At 69.7% G+C, this 18,855-nt stretch carries 15 protein-coding genes; 13 read left to right on the top strand and 2 right to left on the bottom strand.

What is annotated here, in order from left to right; genetic code table 11:
- The 4 genes from ACFOES_RS03785 (at window position 1) to ACFOES_RS03800 (ending at window position 5,445) form a co-directional block, all read left to right on the top strand.
- Window positions 1–876 carry a fumarylacetoacetate hydrolase family protein gene (locus ACFOES_RS03785; protein WP_377831843.1) on the top strand — a complete coding sequence of 292 codons (876 nt, stop codon included), beginning with the start codon at window positions 1–3 and terminating at the stop codon, window positions 874–876.
- Complete coding sequence (gene hpaH, locus ACFOES_RS03790) at window positions 870–1,670, top strand: 2-oxo-hept-4-ene-1,7-dioate hydratase (protein WP_377831844.1); 801 nt, start codon at window positions 870–872, stop codon at window positions 1,668–1,670. The genes ACFOES_RS03785 and hpaH overlap by 7 nt, the downstream gene beginning before the upstream one ends.
- 197 nt (window positions 1,671–1,867) lie before the next feature.
- Window positions 1,868–2,989 (top strand): alpha/beta fold hydrolase, encoded by a 1,122-nt coding sequence (locus tag ACFOES_RS03795; RefSeq protein ID WP_377831845.1) that lies wholly within the window; start codon window positions 1,868–1,870, stop codon window positions 2,987–2,989.
- A 20-nt stretch (window positions 2,990–3,009) separates the two neighbouring features.
- Window positions 3,010–5,445 carry a plasma-membrane proton-efflux P-type ATPase gene (locus ACFOES_RS03800; RefSeq protein ID WP_377831846.1) on the top strand — a complete coding sequence of 812 codons (2,436 nt, stop codon included), beginning with the start codon at window positions 3,010–3,012 and terminating at the stop codon, window positions 5,443–5,445.
- A 21-nt stretch (window positions 5,446–5,466) separates the two neighbouring features.
- Here ACFOES_RS03800 and glmS read toward each other — a convergent pair whose 3' ends face one another.
- Both glmS and glmU read right to left on the bottom strand, forming a co-directional pair.
- Window positions 5,467–7,287 carry a glutamine--fructose-6-phosphate transaminase (isomerizing) gene (gene glmS, locus ACFOES_RS03805; protein ID WP_377831847.1) on the bottom strand — a complete coding sequence of 607 codons (1,821 nt, stop codon included), beginning with the start codon at window positions 7,285–7,287 and terminating at the stop codon, window positions 5,467–5,469.
- Complete coding sequence (glmU, locus tag ACFOES_RS03810) at window positions 7,287–8,642, bottom strand: bifunctional UDP-N-acetylglucosamine diphosphorylase/glucosamine-1-phosphate N-acetyltransferase GlmU (protein WP_377831848.1); 1,356 nt, start codon at window positions 8,640–8,642, stop codon at window positions 7,287–7,289. The genes glmS and glmU overlap by 1 nt, the downstream gene beginning before the upstream one ends.
- A 135-nt stretch (window positions 8,643–8,777) precedes the next feature.
- Between glmU and ACFOES_RS03815 the strand changes: the two genes are divergently transcribed.
- From ACFOES_RS03815 to ACFOES_RS03855, 9 genes are all read left to right on the top strand, one after another.
- Window positions 8,778–9,449, top strand: coding sequence for an HAD-IA family hydrolase (locus ACFOES_RS03815; protein ID WP_377831849.1), 672 nt, complete (start codon window positions 8,778–8,780; stop codon window positions 9,447–9,449).
- A 2-nt stretch (window positions 9,450–9,451) separates the two neighbouring features.
- Window positions 9,452–10,660 carry a DegT/DnrJ/EryC1/StrS family aminotransferase gene (locus ACFOES_RS03820; RefSeq protein ID WP_377831850.1) on the top strand — a complete coding sequence of 403 codons (1,209 nt, stop codon included), beginning with the start codon at window positions 9,452–9,454 and terminating at the stop codon, window positions 10,658–10,660.
- A gap of 479 nt (window positions 10,661–11,139) precedes the next feature.
- Window positions 11,140–12,303: an isovaleryl-CoA dehydrogenase gene (locus ACFOES_RS03825; RefSeq protein ID WP_377831851.1), complete on the top strand. Its 1,164-nt coding sequence runs from the start codon at window positions 11,140–11,142 to the stop codon at window positions 12,301–12,303.
- Window positions 12,300–12,692 (top strand): hypothetical protein, encoded by a 393-nt coding sequence (locus ACFOES_RS03830; RefSeq protein ID WP_377831852.1) that lies wholly within the window; start codon window positions 12,300–12,302, stop codon window positions 12,690–12,692. Before ACFOES_RS03825 ends, ACFOES_RS03830 begins: the two co-directional genes overlap by 4 nt.
- A 36-nt stretch (window positions 12,693–12,728) precedes the next feature.
- Window positions 12,729–14,336, top strand: coding sequence for a carboxyl transferase domain-containing protein (locus ACFOES_RS03835; RefSeq protein WP_377831853.1), 1,608 nt, complete (start codon window positions 12,729–12,731; stop codon window positions 14,334–14,336).
- Window positions 14,337–14,463: 127 nt separating this feature from the next.
- Window positions 14,464–16,404, top strand: coding sequence for an acetyl/propionyl/methylcrotonyl-CoA carboxylase subunit alpha (locus ACFOES_RS03840; protein WP_377831854.1), 1,941 nt, complete (start codon window positions 14,464–14,466; stop codon window positions 16,402–16,404).
- The gene (locus ACFOES_RS03845) at window positions 16,401–17,054 is read left to right on the top strand and encodes a glutathione S-transferase family protein (RefSeq protein WP_377831855.1); all 654 of its coding nucleotides are present in this window, start codon (window positions 16,401–16,403) and stop codon (window positions 17,052–17,054) included. The genes ACFOES_RS03840 and ACFOES_RS03845 overlap by 4 nt, the downstream gene beginning before the upstream one ends.
- A complete protein-coding gene (locus ACFOES_RS03850) occupies window positions 17,047–17,904 on the top strand; it encodes a hydroxymethylglutaryl-CoA lyase (protein ID WP_377831856.1) in 858 nt (285 codons plus the stop codon). Before ACFOES_RS03845 ends, ACFOES_RS03850 begins: the two co-directional genes overlap by 8 nt.
- Before the next feature lie 2 nt (window positions 17,905–17,906).
- On the top strand, window positions 17,907–18,695 hold the full coding sequence (locus ACFOES_RS03855; RefSeq protein WP_377831857.1) for a crotonase/enoyl-CoA hydratase family protein: 789 nt from the start codon (window positions 17,907–17,909) through the stop codon (window positions 18,693–18,695).
- The last annotated feature ends 160 nt before the right edge of the window (window positions 18,696–18,855 follow it).

Here is an 18,855-nt window from a genome sequence, read left to right on the forward strand (position 1 = left end):
ATGACCGAAATCGCCCGCATCGCCGCCTTCCGGGCCAACGGCGCCAACCGCTACGGCGTCGTCACCAAGGCCGGAATCGTCGACCTGACGCCCGAATTCGGAAGCCGTTTCAAGGGGCTGAAGGAGGTTGTTGAAGCCGGGGCGCTGGAAGAGCTGATCGCCGCGGCCGCGGGCCGCGCACCGACCTACCGCACCGAGGACGTCACCTGGCAGATCCCCGTCGCCAACCCGGAAAAGATCCTCTGCGTCGGCGTCAACTTTCCCGACCGCAATGCCGAATACAAGGACGGGCAGGAGGCGCCCGGCCGGCCGTCGCTGTTCATCCGCTTCCCGCGCAGCTTTACCGGCCATGGCGAGAACCTGGTCCGGCCGCCGGAAAGCGAGAAGCTCGACTACGAGGGCGAGATTGCCATCGTCATCGGCAAGGCCGGCCGCCGGATCGCGCGCGAGGACGCCTATGACCACATCGCCGCCCTGACCCTGTGCAACGAGGGCACGATCCGCGACTGGGTGCGGCACGCCAAGTTCAACGTCACCCAAGGCAAGAACTGGGACCGCTCGGGCGCGATGGGGCCGTGGCTGGTGCCGTTCCGCGAGGCCGCCCAGCTCGACGATGTCGCCCTGACGACGCGGGTCAACGGCGAGGTCCAGCAGCAGGACCGGACCGGCCGGATGCTCTACGATTTCCGCTACATCGTGAACTACGTCTCGACCTTCACCACGCTGGTGCCGGGCGACATTCTCGTCTGCGGCACGCCGACCGGGGCGGGGGCGCGGTTCGATCCGCCGCTCTGGCTGAAACCGGGCGACGTGATCGAGGTCGAGGCCGAGGGGATCGGCGTGCTGCGCAACGGCGTCGAGGACGAGCCATGCTGAGCCCGGACCAGATCGAGCGGGCGGCGGCGGACCTGCTGCAGGCCGAGGATACGCGGCGCCAGGTCGGCCTGCTGACCCTGCGCCATCCCGGCATCACGCTCGACGACGCCTACGCGATCCAGACCGCGCAGATGGCGCGCAAGCTGGCGGCGGGGCGGACGATCCTGGGCTGGAAGATCGGCCTGACCTCGAAGGTGATGCGCGACGCGCTGGGGATCGACACGCCGGATTCCGGCGTGCTCTACGACGACATGGCCTTCGATGACGGCGCCGAGGTGCCGGCCGGCCGCTTCATCCAGCCGCGGATCGAGGTCGAGATCGCCTTCGTGATGAAGGCGCCGCTGGAGGGGGCGGTGACGCGGGACGAGGTGCTGGCGGCGACCGATTACGTCGCCCCGGCGCTGGAAATCCTCGACACCCGCATCCTGCGCCAGGACCCCGAGAGCGGCCAGCCGCGGCGGATCTGCGACACCGTCGCCGACAACGCTGCCAATGCCGGTATCGTGCTGGGGTCGCAGCGCCACGCTCCGGACGCCTTCGACCTGCGCTGGATCGGGGCCATCGTCAAGGCGGGCGGAGAAGTAGCGGCGACCGGGCTGGGCGCGGCGGTGCTGGACGATCCGGCAATGGGGCTGGTCTGGCTGGCGCGGCGGATGGGACAATACGGCCAGCGGATCGAGGCCGGACAGGTGGTGCTGTCGGGCTCCTTCATCGGGCCGATCGAGTGTCCGCCGGGGACCGAGATTGCCGCTGACTTCGGAGCGTTCGGCGGCGTGTCGGTTAAATTTCAATAACCTGACGGAATAAGCTAATCTTTCGCGTTAGGTTCGGACCACCCACGGTGCATGCGACAGGGCAGCGTCCCAAGCCTTCGCTCCGCCGGCGAGCGTGCCGCGCACATTCCCGTGTTCTCCATTGATTTCCGCCGTGCGCAGGCGGACATTCTGCGGTGCAGCAACGGCCTTCCGGCCGAGTCGCCCGGAGGGCGGAAATGAGCAAGGCGCAGCAGAAGAAATACGAGCATAGCGTGCCCTGGTTCTGGCCGATGGCGGCCGGGCTCGAGATGGAGGAGGCCGGGCTCCAGGCCTTCCAGGACAACCTGAAATTCCTCGAGGTCGCGGCCGAGGTCGAGGCGCCGCCGGAACCGGACTGGGCGACGGAGAACACCGTCCTTGCCGAACTCGACACGATGCGGCTGCGCGATTTCTCTCCGGGCGCGCCCGGAGACACCGTGCCGGTGCTGGTCGATGCGCCCTATGCCGGCCACAGCTCGACCATCGCCGATTACGAGAAGGGCCAGAGCCTGGTCGAGGTGCTGTTGAAGGCCGGGCTGGGCCGGGTGCTGGCGACCGACTGGAAGCCGGCGACGGCCGAGATGCGCGATTTCGACATCGACAAGTACCTCGCCGAGATCAACGTCGTGGTCGACGACCTGGGCGGGCAGGTCAACCTTGTCGGGCTGTGCCAGGGCGGGTGGATGTCGGCGATGTATGCCGCCCGATTCCCGCACAAGGTGCGCTCGCTGGTGCTGGCCGGGGCGCCGATCGACACCGATGCCGGCGACGGCCCGATCAAGCGCCTCGCCCACAAGACGCCGCTGAGCTTCTACCAGGAGATGGTCGCCTCGGGCGGCGACCGGATGCTGGGCCGTTACATGCTGGCGGGCTGGAAGGACATGCACCCGGCGGTGCAGTATGTCGGCAAGTTCGTCGACCTCTACCAGCATATCGAGGACGAGAATTACATCGAGCGGACCGAAGCCTTCGAACGCTGGTACGAGAACCCGATCGACCTGCCGGGGCGCTATTACCTGCAGGCGATCGAGCTGCTGTTCAAGGAGAACCGTTTTGCCAAGGGGCGGTTCACCGGGCTCGGCCGGACCCTGTCGCTGAAAGACGTCACCTGCCCGGTCTACCTGCTGGCCGGGGCGGGGGACGACATCACCACCAAGGAACAGGTCTTCGCCGCCGAGCATCTGCTCGGCACGCCGCGGGCGAAGATCGCGAAACGGCTGGTCGAAGGCGGGCATATCGGCCTGTTCATGGGCCGCCGGACCCTGACCGAGGCCTGGCCCGGCATCGCGGACTGGATCGCGCGGGAGGGGCGCGCTTAAGCTGGCGGAAGGATGGCGAGATGAAGACCATGGCCAAATCCGAAACCGAGACTGCCACCGAGGCGGCGCTGGCCGCGCTGCCCAAGACCGATCCGACCACGGGGCTGAGCGCCGCCGAGGCCGCCAAGCGGCTGGAACAGTTCGGGCCCAACGTCCTCGAAGAAACCCATGTCAGCCTGCTGGCCCGGATCGCCGGCTATTTCTGGGGCCCGATCCCGTGGCTGATCGAGGCGGCGGCGGTGCTGTCGCTGACGCTGTCCGACTGGGCCGATTTCGCGGTGATCTTCGCCATGCTGCTGATCAACGCCACCGTCGCCTTCTTCGAGGAGAACAAGGCCGACAACGCCATCGCCCTGCTCAAGCAACGTCTGTCGCCCTCGGCCCGGGTGCTGCGCGACGGCGACTGGCAGACCCTGCCGGCGCGCGAGGTGGTGCCGGGCGACGTGGTCGACCTCGAGATCGGCAATATCGTCCCCGCCGACATGGTGCTGACCGGCGGCGACTACCTCAGCGCCGATGAGGCGGCGCTGACCGGCGAATCCCTGCCGGTCGACAAGACCGCGGGCGACACGGTCTATTCCGGCTCGGTGGTCAAGCTGGGCCAGATGAGCGGCGTGGTCACCGCCACCGGCATGCACAGCTATTTCGGCCGCACCGCGGCGCTGGTCCAGAGCGCCGGGCACCATTCGCATTTCCAGCAGGCGGTGATCCGGATCGGCAATTTCCTCATCGTCAGCGCGCTGGCGCTGGTGGCGCTGATCCTCGCGGTCTCGATCCTGCGCCACGATCCGTTCTGGAAGACCGTCGAATTCGCCCTGATCCTGACCGTCGCGGCGATCCCGGTGGCGCTGCCGACGGTGTTGTCGGTGACGATGGCGGTCGGGGCCGAGCGGCTGGCGAAGATGAAGGCGATCGTCGCCCGGCTGGTCTCGATCGAGGAGATGGCGGGGGTCGATGTGCTGTGCTCGGACAAGACCGGGACGCTGACGCTGAACGAGCTGACGGTCGAGGCGCCGCGCCCGGCCGAGGGCGTTGCCGAGGCCGAGCTGCTGCTGGCCGCCGCGCTGGCCTGCAACGGCACCGAGCCCGACGCCATCGACCGCGCCGTGCTGGCCGCCGCCAGTGAGATCGCGGCGAAGGGGGCGTATGAGGTCACCGGCTTCACCCCCTTCGATCCGGTCTCGAAACGGACCGAGGCGACGGCCCGGCACGGCGATCAGACCTGGCATTTCGCCAAGGGCGCGCCGCAGGTGATCCTTGATCTGGCCGGGCTCGACGGCGCGCGGCGGGCCAAGCTGGAAGCCGAGGTCGAAGGGCTGGCCGAACAGGGCTTCCGGGCGCTCGGCGCGGCGCGGCGGCAGGGCGAGGACGGCTGGGAGTTCCTCGGTCTGATCCCGATCTTCGACCCGCCGCGCCCCGACGCCGCCGAGACCATCGCCACGGCGCGCGCGATGGGGCTGTCGGTGAAGATGATCACCGGCGATCACGAGGCCATCGCCCGCCAGATCGCGGGCCAGCTCGGCCTTGGCGACCATATCGCCCCGGCCGCCGACCTGCTGGAGGGCTCGGACGGCGACGTCTCCGACCGGATCTATGCCGCCGACGGCTTCGCCCGGGTCCTGCCCGAGCACAAGTTCCGCATCGTCGAGGCGTTGCAGGCGCGCGGCAGCATCGTCGCCATGACCGGCGACGGGGTCAACGACGCCCCGGCGCTGAAACAGGCCGATGCCGGCATCGCGGTCAGCGGCGCCACCGATGCCGCCCGGGCCGCCGCCGACCTGGTGCTGACCGACAAGGGGCTGTCGATCATCACCGAGGCCATTGCCGAGGCGCGGCGGATCTTCGAGCGGATGTCGAGCTATGCCACCTTCCGCATCGCCGAGACGGTGCGGGTGCTGCTGTTCATGACCCTGACCATCCTCGCCTACAATTTCTTCCCGGTCTCGGCGATCATGATCGTGCTGCTGGCGGTGCTGAACGACTTCCCGATCATGATGATCGCCTATGACAACGTCGCCGTGGCGCCGAGGCCGGTGCGCTGGGACATGCGCCGGCTGCTGACCGTCGCCGCCACCCTGGGGATCATGGGCGTGGTGGAAACCTTCCTGCTGTTCTGGGCGCTCGACTCGGTGTTCCATGTCGGCCGGGCCGAGATCCAGACCGTGATCTTCCTCAAGCTGCTGGTCTCGGGCCACATGACGCTTTACGTCACCCGCAACCAGGACTGGTTCTGGCGCCGGCCGTGGCCGGCAATGCGGCTGTTCCTGACTACCGAGACGACGCAGGTGATCGGCACGCTGGTCGCGGTCTACGGCGTGCTGGTGACACCGATCGGCTGGTCGATGGCGCTGATCGTCTGGGCCTATTGCCTGGCCTGGTTGCCGATCGAGGGCGGGCTGGCGATGCTGGCCCGGCGCCTCTACGACCGCCGGGCAGGGCGGCCGGCCACCGCCTGAACACGGCGGCCGGGCAGGGCGCTATTCGACGGTCACCGACTTGGCGAGGTTGCGCGGCTGGTCGACATCGGTGCCCTTGGCGATGGCGGTGTGATAGGCCAGCAGCTGCGCCGGGATGGCATAGAGGATCGGCGCCAGCATCGGGTCGACCTCGGGCAGGGTGAGGCTGGCCCAGATGCCGTCGCCGGCCTCGTGAACGCCGCGCGCATCGCTGATCAGCAGCACCTGGCCGTGGCGCGCCATCACCTCCTGCATGTTCGACACGGTCTTGTCGAACAGCGCGTCGCGCGGCGCCATCACGATCACCGGGACATGGGAATCGATCAGCGCGATGGGGCCGTGCTTGAGTTCGCCCGATGCATAACCTTCGGCATGTATGTAGCTGATTTCCTTCAGCTTCAGGGCACCCTCCAACGCCAGGGGGAACATCTGGCCGCGACCCAGGAACAGGATGTCCTGCGCCTCCGCCAGCTGGCCGGCAATGCGGGCGACGTCATCGCCCATCTGCAGCGCGTGGTTCATCACCCCGGGCAGGTTGCGCAGCGCCGCAAGCCGGGCCGCCAAGGCCTCGGGGCTGAGCCGGCCGCGATCGGCCGCCGCCTTCAGCGCCAGCAGCGCCAGCAGGGTCAACTGGCAGGTGAAGGCCTTGGTCGAGGCGACGCCGACCTCGACGCCGGCCAGCGTCGGCAGCGCCAGGTCGCTTTCGCGCGCGATCGAGGAGGTCGGCACGTTGACCACCGAGACCACCTTGGCGACCTTGCCCTGGACATGGCGCAGGGCGGCGAGGGTGTCGGCGGTCTCGCCCGACTGACTGACGAACAGGGCCCAGGACTTGGGCGACAGCACCGGGTCGCGATAGCGGAATTCCGAGGCGATATCGACATCGACCGGCAGGCCGGCGATCTGCTCGAACCAGTATTTCGCCACCTGGCAGGCAAGGAAGGCGGTGCCGCAGGCGACCAGCGTGACACGGTCGACGCCGGTGAAATCGACCTCCGCGGGCAGGGCGAGGCCGCTGTCGTCACTCGCCAGGTAATGGTTCAGCGCGTCGGCCAGCACGCCCGGCTGCTCGGCGATCTCCTTGGCCATGAAATGCTTGTAGCCGCCCTTCTCGACCTGGGTCGCCTCGCGCGTGATGGTGGCGACGGCGCGGTTGACATGGCGGCCGGCGGCATCGAGGATCTCGACGCCCTTGCGGGTGACGACGGCGCGGTCGCCCTCTTCCAGATAGGTGATGCGGTCGGTCATCGGCGCCAGCGCGATCGCGTCCGAACCGACGAACATCTCGCCCTCGCCATGGCCGACGGCCAGCGGCGAGCCCTTGCGGGCGGCGATGATCAGGTCGTCCTCGCCATCGAACAGGAAGCACAGGGCGAAGGCGCCCTCGAGCCGGTCGAGGGTGGCCATGGCGGCGGCACGGGCGTCCAGGCCCCGGTCCATGTAATGCCGGGCGAGCAGGGCGACGACCTCGGTGTCGGTCTCGGTCTCGCAGCCGATGCCCTGCTCGGTCAGCTCTGCGCGCAGCTCGCGGAAATTTTCGATGATGCCGTTATGGACGATGGCGACCGGCCCGGCCTTGTGGGGATGGGCGTTGCCGACCGTGGCGGCGCCATGGGTGGCCCAGCGGGTGTGGCCGATGCCGGCCTTGCCGGGCAGCGGTTCGTGCACCAGCAGGTCCGACAGGTTGGCCAGCTTGCCCACCGCGCGGCGGCGGTCGAGCCGGCCGCCATTCACCGTGGCGATACCGGCGCTGTCATAGCCGCGATACTCGAGCCGCTTCAGCGCCTCGAGCAGGATCGGGGCCGCTTCGTGGTTGCTCAGGACGCCGACAATACCACACATCAGGATTTATCCTTGTTCTGCTCTGCCTTGCGGGCCCGCAAGCGCGCGAAGAAGCGGGTCGCGAAGCCGGGTTTGTTGACCTGCTTGGCGCGGGCCACGGCCATGGCGCCCTCGGGCACGTCCGCCGTCACCACCGCGCCGGTCGCGGTCATCGCCCCGGCCCCCACCGTGACCGGCGCCACCAGCATTGTATCCGATCCGATGAAGGCGCGGGCACCGATTTCGGTGCGGTGCTTGAAGACGCCGTCGTAATTGCAGGTGATGGTGCCGGCGCCGATATTGCTGTGCTCGCCGATATGGGCGTCGCCGAGATAGGTCAGGTGGCCGACCTTGACCCCCTCGTCGAGCACCGCATTCTTGATCTCGACGAAATTGCCGACATGGACGTCTTCGGCCAGCTCGGCGCCCGGGCGCAGCCGGGCGAAGGGGCCGACATCGGCGCCGCGGCTGATATGGCAGCCTTCGAGATGGCAGAAGCCCTTGATCTCGGCGCCCGATTCGACGGTGACGCCGGGGCCGAAGATCACGTTGGGGCCGACCACGGCGTCGCGGCCGATCACCGTGTCGAGGGCGAAGAACACCGTTTCGGGCGCGGTCAGGGTGACGCCGTTGTCGAGCGCCTCGACCCGGGCGCGGGCCTGGAAGGCGGCCTCGGCCTCGGCCAGCTGGGCGCGGGTGTTGACCCCCATCGTCTCGGCCTCGTCGCAGATCACCACCCCGGCCGAAAGGCCGCGGGCGCGGGCCAGTTCGACGACGTCGGTAAGGTAGTATTCGCCCGAGGCGTTGGCGTTGCCGACCTGCTCGATCAGTTCGGAAAGCACCTTGCTGTCTGCGCAGAGAACGCCGCTGTTGCAAAGGGTTATGGCGCGCTCTTCATCCGTCGCATCCTTGAACTCGACGATCCGCTGCAGCACGTCGCCCTCGGCGACGAGGCGGCCGTAGCGACCCGGATCGGCGGCCTGAAAGCCCAGCACGACCACCGCGTGACGCGCCCGCGCCTCGGCCATCGCCGCCAGGGTCTCGGGCCGGATGAAGGGCGTGTCGCCGTAGAGCACGACCGCATCGCCCGCGGCCCCGGCCAGCGCCGGCAGGGCCTGGGCGACGGCATGGGCGGTGCCGAGCTGCTCTTCCTGCACCACCACCGTGGCTTCGGGGTCGATTGCCGCGACCGTCGTGGTCACCGCCTCGGCACCGTGGCCGGCGACGACGACGGTGCGCTCGGGCGCCAGAGCGGCGCCGGCTCTCATGGCATGGGCGACCAGCGGCGCCCCGGCGACGCGGTGCAGCACCTTGGGCAGATCGGAATTCATCCTGGTCCCCTGTCCGGCGGCGAGGATGATGAGGGATATGGCCATCGTTACGCTCTTTTCTTCCTGTCGCGCCCGTTTTACCCAGTGGCAGGGGCGTCGCAAGGCCGCAAGGCTTCAAAAGACCTTTCGCTTTGTTGCAGGACGCGGGACAAGACGGCGAATACCCGCCGGAGGGATGCGATGCGCACGGTAATCTTCGATCTTGACGGCACGCTGGCCGATACTTCCGCCGACCTGATCGCGTCGGCGAACAGTTGCTTCCGGGGCCTCGGCTATGGCGACGTGCTGAGCGTGCCCGAGGATGCTTCGACCGCCTTCCACGGCGGCAAGGCGATGCTGCGGCTGGGGTTCGGCCGCGTTCTGCCGGGCTGGAGCGAGGCCGATGTCGAGGCCCAGTATCCCCGCCTGCTGGCCGCCTACGAGGCCGATATCGACCGCCATACAACGCTCTACCCCGGCGTTGTCGCGGCCGTCGAGGCGCTGCTCGCGGCGGGCTACGTCACCGGCATCTGCACCAACAAGCCCGAGCGGATGGCCGACACCCTGCTGACCCGGCTCGGCATCCGCGACCTCTTCGCCTCGCTCGTCGGCGCCGACACGCTGCCGGTGCGCAAGCCGGACCCGGCGCCTTACCGCGCCGCGGTGGCGGGGGCGGGCGGCAGCCTGGCCCGCTCGATCCTGATCGGCGACACCGAGACCGACGCCAAGACCGCCCGCGCCGCCGGGGTGCCGGTCGCGCTGGTCACCTTCGGCCCCGAGGGGCGCGGTGTCGAGCGGTTCGCCCCCGACGCGCTGCTCGATCATTTCGACGCGCTGCCGGCGCTGATGGCGCGGCTGCTGCCGGAGGGCTGAGGATGGAACGCTTCGAAGGCAGCTTCACCCAGCAGGAGCCGATCCCCGAGGACGCCATCGCGGCCGCCGTCGCGGTGATGCGCCACGGCCGGCTGCACCGCTACAATACCGAACCGGGCGAGGCCGGCGAGGCGGCGCTGCTGGAACAGGAATTCGCCGCCGCGATGGGGGCGAAATACGCCCTTGCCGTCGCCTCGGGCGGCTATGCCATGGGCTGCGCCCTGCGCGCCCTCGGCGTCCGGGCCGGCGAACCGGTGCTGACCAACGCCTTCACCCTGGCCCCGGTGCCCGGCGCCATCGCCGGCATCGGCGCCCGCCCGGTCTATGTCGAGACCACCGCCCAGCTGACCATCGACCTCGACGATCTTGCCGCCCGGGCCGGTGACAGCGGCGCCAGGGTCCTGCTGCTCAGCCACATGCGCGGCCATATCTGCGACATGGACCGGCTGATGGCGATCTGCGACGGCGCCGGGATCGCGGTGGTCGAGGATTGCGCCCATACCATGGGCGCGGCCTGGCGCGGCACGCCGTCGGGACGGCACGGGCGGGTCGCCTGCTACTCGACCCAGACCTACAAGCACCTCAACTCGGGCGAGGGCGGGCTCATGATCTCGGACGATGCCGACCTGATGGCGCGGGCGATCCTGCTCTCGGGCTCCTACATGCTCTACACGCGCCACCGCGCCGCGCCGCCGCCCGAGGCGTTCGAGCGCGCCAAGTGGGTGACGCCGAACATCTCGGGCCGGATGGACAACCTGCGCGCCGCGATCCTGCGGCCGCAGCTGCGCCGCCTGGCCGCGCAATGCGCCGCCTGGAACGACCGCTACCGCACGGTCGAGGCCGGGCTGCGCGGCACGCCGGGCCTGACCATCATCGAGCGGCCCGAGGCGGAGGCCTATGTCGGCTCCTCGATCCAGTTCCTGCTGCAGGGCTGGTCGGCCGAGGCGGTCAACGCCGTCATCCGCCGCTGCGCCGGCCGCGGGGTCGAGCTGAAATGGTTCGGCGCCGAGGAACCCGCCGCCTTCACCTCGCGCTATGACAGCTGGCGCTACGCCGAGGCGCCGCGCCTGCCGCAGACCGACCGGGTGCTGGCCAGCCTGCTCGACATGCGGCTGCCGCTGACCTTCAGCCTCGACGATTGCGCCCTGATCGCCCGCATCATCCGCGCCGAGGTCTCGGCGGTGTTCCAGGCGGAGGGGCAGGGCGGCTGAGCCCTGCTTGCTTCCGCAAGGATTTGTCCTCCGGGGGCGGCGGACGTTACCGTCTTGTGATTTCTGAGCATGGGGCGTCGGGGGGGTACGTGGGACGAAGCGGGCATTCGTGCAGCGCGCCACTTCCGCCCGGTGCGCGTGTGAAACACGCAGGGCGCGCGCCTGCCCGTCCCGGTGGGCTGGCGCTTTGGGCACCCGCGCGCAACGCCAAGATTTGGGAGGGATTTGGCTGCCATCAAGCGCGAAGCTCTTCGGTTGCGAGCGCCACTCCACGGGCAGGCGCGCGCCCTGCGTCTGGCGTTCTGGGGGCAATGCTGGATCAGGGCCCGATGCCGTCCGTTCCTCAACGCCAGCGAGCGAAGAGACAGGCAGCCGGCGGCCCCCTGACGCCGCGTCCCGCGACGCGACCCCATTGACCCGACTCGCCCATGTCGCTAAGGAACTGAACAAGCGTTCAATAAATTTCGGAGGAGGCCCCCATGTTCACCGCATCGCTGCGTTTCGACCTGGGCGAGGACATCGACGCCCTGCGCGACATGGTGCATCGCTGGGCACAGGAGCGGGTCAAGCCGATGGCGGCCGAGATCGACGGCTCGAACACCTTCCCGCCCGCGCTGTGGCAGGAGATGGGCGAGCTCGGCCTGCTCGGTATCACCGTGCCCGAGGAATATGGCGGGGCCGGGATGAGTTATCTCGCCCATGTCATCGCCACCGAAGAGATCGCTCGCGCCTCGGCCTCGGTCTCGCTCAGCTACGGCGCCCATTCCAACCTCTGCGTCAACCAGATCAAGCTCAACGGCACCGACGAGCAGAAGCGGAAATACCTGCCCGGGCTGATCTCGGGCGAAAACGTCGGCGCGCTGGCCATGTCCGAGGCCGGGGCCGGTTCCGATGTCGTCGGCATGAAGCTGCGGGCCGAGAAGAAGAACGGTTACTACACGCTGAACGGCAACAAGTACTGGATCACCAACGGGCCGGATGCCGACACCCTCGTCGTCTACGCCAAGACCGATCCCGAGGCCGGCTCGAAGGGCATCACCGCCTTCATCGTCGAGAAGTCGATGAAGGGCTTTTCCACCTCGCCCCATTTCGACAAGCTGGGCATGCGCGGCTCGAACACCGCCGAGCTGATCTTCGACGATTGCGAGGTGCCGTTCGAGAACGTGCTGGGCGAGGAGGGCAAGGGCGTCCGCGTGCTGATGTCGGGGCTGGACTACGAGCGCGTGGTGCTGTCGGGTATCGGCACCGGGATCATGGCCGCCTGCCTCGACGAGGTCATGCCCTACATGCACGAACGCAGGCAGTTCGGCGAGAAGATCGGGAACTTCCAGCTGATGCAGGGCAAGATCGCCGACATGTATGTCGCGATGAACACCGCCCGCGCCTATGTCTACGAGGTCGCCCGCGCCTGTGATCGCGGCCAGGTGACCCGCCAGGACGCCGCCGGCTGCGTGCTCTACGCCTCCGAACAGGCGATGGTGCAGGCCCACCAGGCGGTGCAGGCGATGGGCGGGGCCGGCTTCCTGAACGACAGCGCCGTCAGCCGGCTGTTCCGCGATGCCAAGCTGATGGAGATCGGGGCAGGGACCTCGGAAATCCGCCGGATGCTGATCGGGCGCGAACTGATGGGGGCGACGGGGTGAACCTCGCCTCCCGCATCGCCGGCTATGCCTGCCCGGCCTGCGGCGCCGAGCTGCCGTTCCGCGCGGTCAACAAGACCATGCGGCGGCCGCTGGGCGGGCGGCCGGGACAGGCGCCGCCGCTCTGCACCTGCCCGGGCTGCGGCGCCAGGGTGCGGATCGCCGATACCGGCGCGCAGGCGGTGGTGAAGTTCCTGCTGCTGCAGGCGCCGGTGGCGCTGGCGCCGCCCTTGCTGCTGGCCGACATGCTGCGCCGGCTGCCGGTCTTCGGTTCCGTCGGCGCCGAGGGCGGCCATGACCTCGCCCTGCCGGGGCTGCTGGTGGTGCTGCCCGTGTTCCTTCTCTTCGGCCTGCTGTCGCGCCGTTTCACCACGCTCGAGGTCGTGCCCTAGGCCCGGCCCTCTTCCGACGATGACAAAGGGGACGTCATGAGCCGTCTTGTATCGCAAGCCCTGCCGACATCCGAAACCTTCCGCGCCAATGTCGCGGCGCATGAGGAGATGCTCGACCGGATCGCCGAGGCCGCCGCGGCGGCGGCTGCCGGCGGCGGCGAACGTTCGCTCGCCCGCCATGTCGCCCGCGGCAAGCTGCCGCCGCGCGAACGGGTCGCCGACCTGCTCGATCCCGGCTCGCCCTTCCTCGAGATCGGGGCGACGGCGGCGCATGGCATGTATGACGGCGCCGCGCCCTGCGCCGGGGTGATCGCCGGCATCGGCCGGGTCGAGGGCCAGGAAGTCATGGTGGTGTGCAACGACGCCACCGTGAAGGGCGGCACCTATTACCCGATGACGGTCAAGAAGCACCTGCGGGCGCAGGAGATCGCCGAGGAATGCAACCTGCCCTGCATCTACCTCGTCGACAGCGGCGGCGCCAACCTGCCCAACCAGGACGAGGTCTTCCCCGACCGCGACCATTTCGGCCGCATCTTCTACAACCAGGCCCGGATGTCGGCCAAGGGCATCCCGCAGATCGCCGTCGTCATGGGGTCCTGCACCGCCGGCGGCGCCTATGTCCCGGCGATGTCGGACGTCACCATCATCGTCAAGGAACAGGGCACGATCTTCCTCGCCGGCCCGCCGCTGGTGAAGGCGGCGACGGGCGAGGTGGTCAGCGCCGAGGACCTCGGCGGCGGCGACGTCCATACCCGGCTCTCCGGCGTCGCCGATTACCTGGCCGAGGACGACGCCCACGCGCTGGCGCTCGCCCGCCGCGCCGTCGCCGCGCTCAACCGGGCCAAGCCCGAGACGGTGGTCTGGCAGAGCCCGGAAGACCCGGCCTACGACCCGGCGGAAATCCTCGGCGTCGTCCCGCCCGACCTGCGCACCCCCTACGACATCCGCGAGGTCATCGCCCGGGTGGTCGACGGCAGCCGCTTCGACGAGTTCAAGCCGCGCTTCGGCGAGACGCTGGTCACCGGCTTCGCCCATGTCATGGGCTGCCCGGTCGGCATCGTCGCCAATAACGGCGTGCTGTTCTCGGAAGCCGCCGTCAAGGGCGCCCATTTCGTCGAGCTCTGCTCCCAGCGCAATATCCCGCTGGTCTTCCTGCAGAACATCACCGGCTTCATGGTCGGCCGCAAATACGAGAACGAGGGCATCGCCCGCCACGGCGCCAAGATGGTGACGGCGGTGGCGACGACCAACGTGCCCAAGATCACGATGCTGGTCGGCGGCAGCTTCGGCGCCGGCAATTACGGCATGGCCGGCCGCGCCTATTCGCCCCGCTTCCTGTGGAGCTGGCCCAACAGCCGCATCAGCGTGATGGGCGGCGAGCAGGCGGCGGGCGTGCTGGCGACGGTGAAACGCGACGGCATCGAGCGTTCGGGCGGCAGCTGGTCGGCCGAGGAAGAGGCCGAGTTCAAGCGCCCGACCATCGAGATGTTCGAGCGCCAGAGCCACCCGCTCTATGCCTCGGCGCGGCTCTGGGACGACGGCATCGTCGACCCGCGCCGCACGCGCGAGGTGCTGGCGCTGTCGCTTTCCGCCGCGCTCTGCGCGCCGATCGAACCGACGCGCTTCGGCGTGTTCCGGATGTAACTTTCTTGCCTCCGGCGGGAATATTTGGACAAAGAAGAAGCCGCCTTTTCTTCTTTGCGAAAATACTCCCGGGGGTGCGGGGGCAGGCAGCCCCCGCCGACCGAGGCCACAGGGAGATGAGGATAGGATGTTTGCCAAGATCCTGATTGCGAACCGGGGCGAGATCGCCTGCCGCGTCATCGACAGCGCGCGCCGGCTCGGCGTCGCCACCGTTGCCGTCTATTCCGACGCCGACCGCGCCGCGCGCCATGTCGCGCTGGCTGACGAGGCCGTGCATATCGGCGGCCCGGCGCCGGCCGACAGTTACCTCAAAGGCGGTGAGATCATCGCGGCCGCGCTCGCCACCGGGGCCGAGGCGATCCACCCGGGCTACGGGTTCCTCAGCGAGAACCCCGATTTCGTCGACGCGGTCGAGGCGGCCGGGCTGGTCTTCATCGGGCCGTCGGCCAGGGCAATCCGGGCGATGGGCCTCAAGGACGCCGCCAAGGCGCTGATGGAAAAGGCCGGGGTGCCGGTGGTGCCGGGCTATCACGGCGACAACCAGGACGACGCCCATCTCGCCGGCGCGGCCGAGGCGATCGGCTATCCGGTGCTGATCAAGGCGGTCGCCGGCGGCGGCGGCAAGGGCATGCGCAAGGTCGACCGGGCCGAGGAATTCGACGAGAAGCTGCAAAGCGCGCGGGGAGAGGCGCGGACGGCCTTCGGCAACGACGCCGTGCTGATCGAGAAATTCGTCGCCAAGCCGCGCCATATCGAGGTCCAGGTCTTCGGCGACGGCACCGACGCCGTCCACCTGTTCGAGCGCGACTGCTCGCTCCAGCGCCGGCACCAGAAGGTGATTGAGGAGGCGCCGGCGCCGGGCATGACCGAGGCGATGCGTGCGGCGATGGGCGAGGCGGCGGTCAAGGCCGCCCGCGCCATCGGCTACAAGGGCGCCGGCACGGTCGAGTTCATCGTCGACGGCTCGCAGGGGCTGCACCGCGACCGGTTCTGGTTCATGGAAATGAACACAAGGCTGCAGGTCGAGCATCCGGTCACCGAGGCCGTCACCGGCATCGACCTGGTCGAGTGGCAGCTGCGGGTGGCGGCGGGCGAAGCCCTGCCGGCGACGCAGCAGGATCTGACCCTCACCGGCCATGCCTTCGAGGCCCGGCTCTATGCCGAGGACGTGCCGGCGGGCTTCCTGCCGGCGACCGGCACCCTGTCGCACCTGGCCTTCGCGCCCGGCGCCCGGGCCGATACCGGGGTGCGGACGGGCGACACGATCAGCCCGTGGTACGACCCGATGATCGCCAAGATCATCGTTCATGGCCCGACCCGCGCCGCCGCGCTGCAACAGCTGTCGCGGGCGCTGGCCGAGACCCAGGTGGCGGGCTCGGTCACCAACCTCGCCTTCCTCGGCGCGCTGGCCCGCCATCCCGGCTTCGCCGCCGGCGATGTCGATACCGGGCTGATCGAGCGCGACCTCGACGCGCTGGTCGCGGAACCGGAACTGCGGCTGCCGGTCAAGGTGGCGGCAGTGCTTGCGGCGGCCGGGCTGTGGCAGGGCGGCGAGGCGCTGACCGGCTTCTCGCTCTGGGCGCCGCTCAGGCGCAAGATCGGGCTGAAGCGCGGCGATGACGAGCTTTCGGCGCTGGTCGCCGTCACCGGGCCGGATGCGGCGCGGGTCGAGCTGGACGGCATGCTGTGCCTTGCCGAGCGGCGCGACGGCAGCTGGTGGATCGACGGCGAGAAGGCGCCGGCGCTGGTCCGGGCCGGCGGCCTGATCCATGTCTTCTGCGGCGGCAGCGCGGCCAGCTTCGCGCCGCTCGATCCGCTCGACCGGGCGGCGGCAGCGGCCGAGGGCGGCGACGTCACCCTGTCGCCGATGCCGGGGCTGGTGAAGGCGGTCTTCGTCGCGCCGGGGCAGAGTGTGGCGCAGGGCGACAGGCTGGCCATCCTCGAGGCGATGAAGATGGAGCACACGCTGGTCGCCGGCCGCGACGGTGTCGTCGCCGAGGTGCTGGCGGCGCCCGGCACCCAGGTCGAGGCCGGGGCGGCGCTGGTCCGGCTGGAGGACGCGGCATGATCCGACTGCATCACTGCGCCCAGGCGCGCTCGTTCCGGATCCTCTGGCTGCTGGAGGAGATGGGGCTGAAATTCGAGCTCGTGCCGCACAGCTTCTTCGACAAGTCGCTGCGGGCGCCCGAGTACCTCGAGCTGTCGCCGGCCGGCCGCGTGCCGGCGCTCGAGATCGACGGCATCGTCATGCACGAGAGCGGCGCCATCGCCGAGTACCTGTGCGAGACGCGCAACCGTCTCGGCCGCTTCCCGGGCGAGGACGAGCGGGCGGAATGGCTCGAATGGCTGCATTTCTCGGAAACCGTCGGCCAGCATATCGCGGCGCTGACCCAGCAGCATATCGTGCTGCGCGAGGACTGGATGCGCAGCCCGACGGTGATGCAGCTCGAGGCCAAGCGGCTGGAGAAGGTGCTGGGCGTGGCCGACAGGGCGCTGGAGGGGCGGAACTACCTGCTCGCCTCGGGCTTCTCGGCGGTCGACGTGACGATGGGCTACGGCGCCCTGATCGGCCGGCGCTTCGTCCGGCTCGACGCCATGCCGAACCTGACCGCCTGGCTTGCCCGGCTCGAGGCGCGGCCGGGCTACCAGCGGGCGCTGGCCCGCGACGGCAAGGCCGAGATCTACATCCGCGACTTCTACGAGGTGCCCGATGCCTGAATTCGTCGAGATCTTCGAAGTCGGCCCCCGCGACGGGCTGCAGAACGAGAAGCGCCAGATCCCGACCGCCGACAAGATCGCGCTGATCGACCTGCTGTCGACGGCCGGCTTCCGGCGGATCGAGGTGGCCAGCTTCGTCAGCCCGAAATGGGTGCCGCAGATGGCCGACAGCGCCGAGGTGCTGGCCGGGATCAAGCGGGCGCCGGGCATCTCCTATGCCGCGCTGACGCCGAACATGAAGGGCTACGAGCGGGCGCGGGCGGCCCGGGCCGACGAGGTGGCGATCTTCGGCGCCGCCTCGGAAGGGTTTTCCCGGGCCAACCTCAACTGCACCATCGCCGAGAGCCTCGACCGTTTCGCGCCCGTCGCCGAGGCGGCGCGGGCCGACGGCATCAGGGTGCGCGGCTACATCTCCTGCGTCACCGATTGTCCCTATGACGGGCCGACGCCGCCGGCGAAGGTGGCCGAGGTGGCGGCGCGGCTGCGCGACATGGGCTGCTACGAGATCAGCCTGGGCGACACGATCGGGCAGGGGACGCCGGAAAGCATCACCGCGATGCTGGAGGCGGTGCTGGCCGAGGTGCCGGCGCCGCAGCTGGCCGGCCATTACCACGACACGGCGGGCCGGGCGCTGGCCAATATCGAGGCTTCGCTGGCGCTCGGGCTGCGGGTCTTCGATGCCGCCGTCGGCGGCCTGGGCGGCTGCCCCTACGCTCCCGGCGCGGCAGGCAATGTCGCGACCGAGGCGGTGGCGGCGCGGCTGGCGGCGCTCGGCTACGAGACCGGGCTGGATCTGGAGGTGATTGTGCGCGCCGGAGAGATGGCGCGGGCGATGCGCGAGGGAGAGTGACGATGTACGAGACGATCAAGATCGAGAGCGACGACCGCGGGGTCGTCACGCTGCGGCTGAACCGGCCGGAGAAGCACAATTCGCTGTCGGCGACGATGATCGGCGAGCTGACCGCGGCGGCCGAGCGGCTGGGCCGCGACCCGGCGGTGCGCGTCGTCGTGCTGACCGGCGCCGGCGAGAGCTTCTGCGCCGGCGGCGACCTGGGCTGGATGAAGGAGCAGATGGCCGCCGATGCCGCGACCCGCGGCCGCGAGGCGACGCGGCTGGCGATGATGCTGAACGCGCTCAACGAGATGCCCAAGCCGCTGATTGGCCGGGTCCAGGGCCAGGCCTTCGGCGGCGGCATCGGCTTGATCTCGGTCTGCGACGTCGCCATCGGCGTCACCGGGCCGAAATTCGGCCTGACCGAAACCCGGCTCGGGCTGATCCCGGCGACCATCGGGCCCTACGTCGTCGCCCGCATGGGAGAGGCGATGGCGCGGCGGGTCTTCATGTCGGCGCGCCTCTTCGGCGCCGAGGAAGCGGTGACGCTGGGGCTGCTGGCCAAGACGGTGGCGCCGGAAGAGCTGGAGGCGGCGGTCGAGGCCGAGGTGAAGCCCTATCTGGGCTGCGCCCCCGGCGCCGTCGCCGAGGCCAAGAAGCTGACCCGGACCCTGGGGCCGCGAATTGACGAAAGCGTGATCGCCGAGACGATCTCGGCGCTGGTGACGCGCTGGGAGAGCGCCGAGGCCGAGGAGGGCATCGCCGCCTTCTTCGAACGCCGCAAGCCGAGCTGGAGCCGCAAGCCCTGAGCCCGCGCAAGCCTGCGGCCGCAATCGCCCGGCCCCGGCCGGGACGCGCCCGCCCCGCAGACCGGGGCGGGCGTTTGCTATCGGTGGGCCGGGCCTGCCACGGGCCTTGTTCGCAAGGCCGGGCAGGGCACAGTGCCGCAGCCAGGCGGGACGGGGAGGC

Source organism: Acidimangrovimonas pyrenivorans (genome assembly GCF_042643245.1).
Classification (GTDB): Bacteria; Pseudomonadota; Alphaproteobacteria; order Rhodobacterales; family Rhodobacteraceae; genus Acidimangrovimonas; species Acidimangrovimonas pyrenivorans.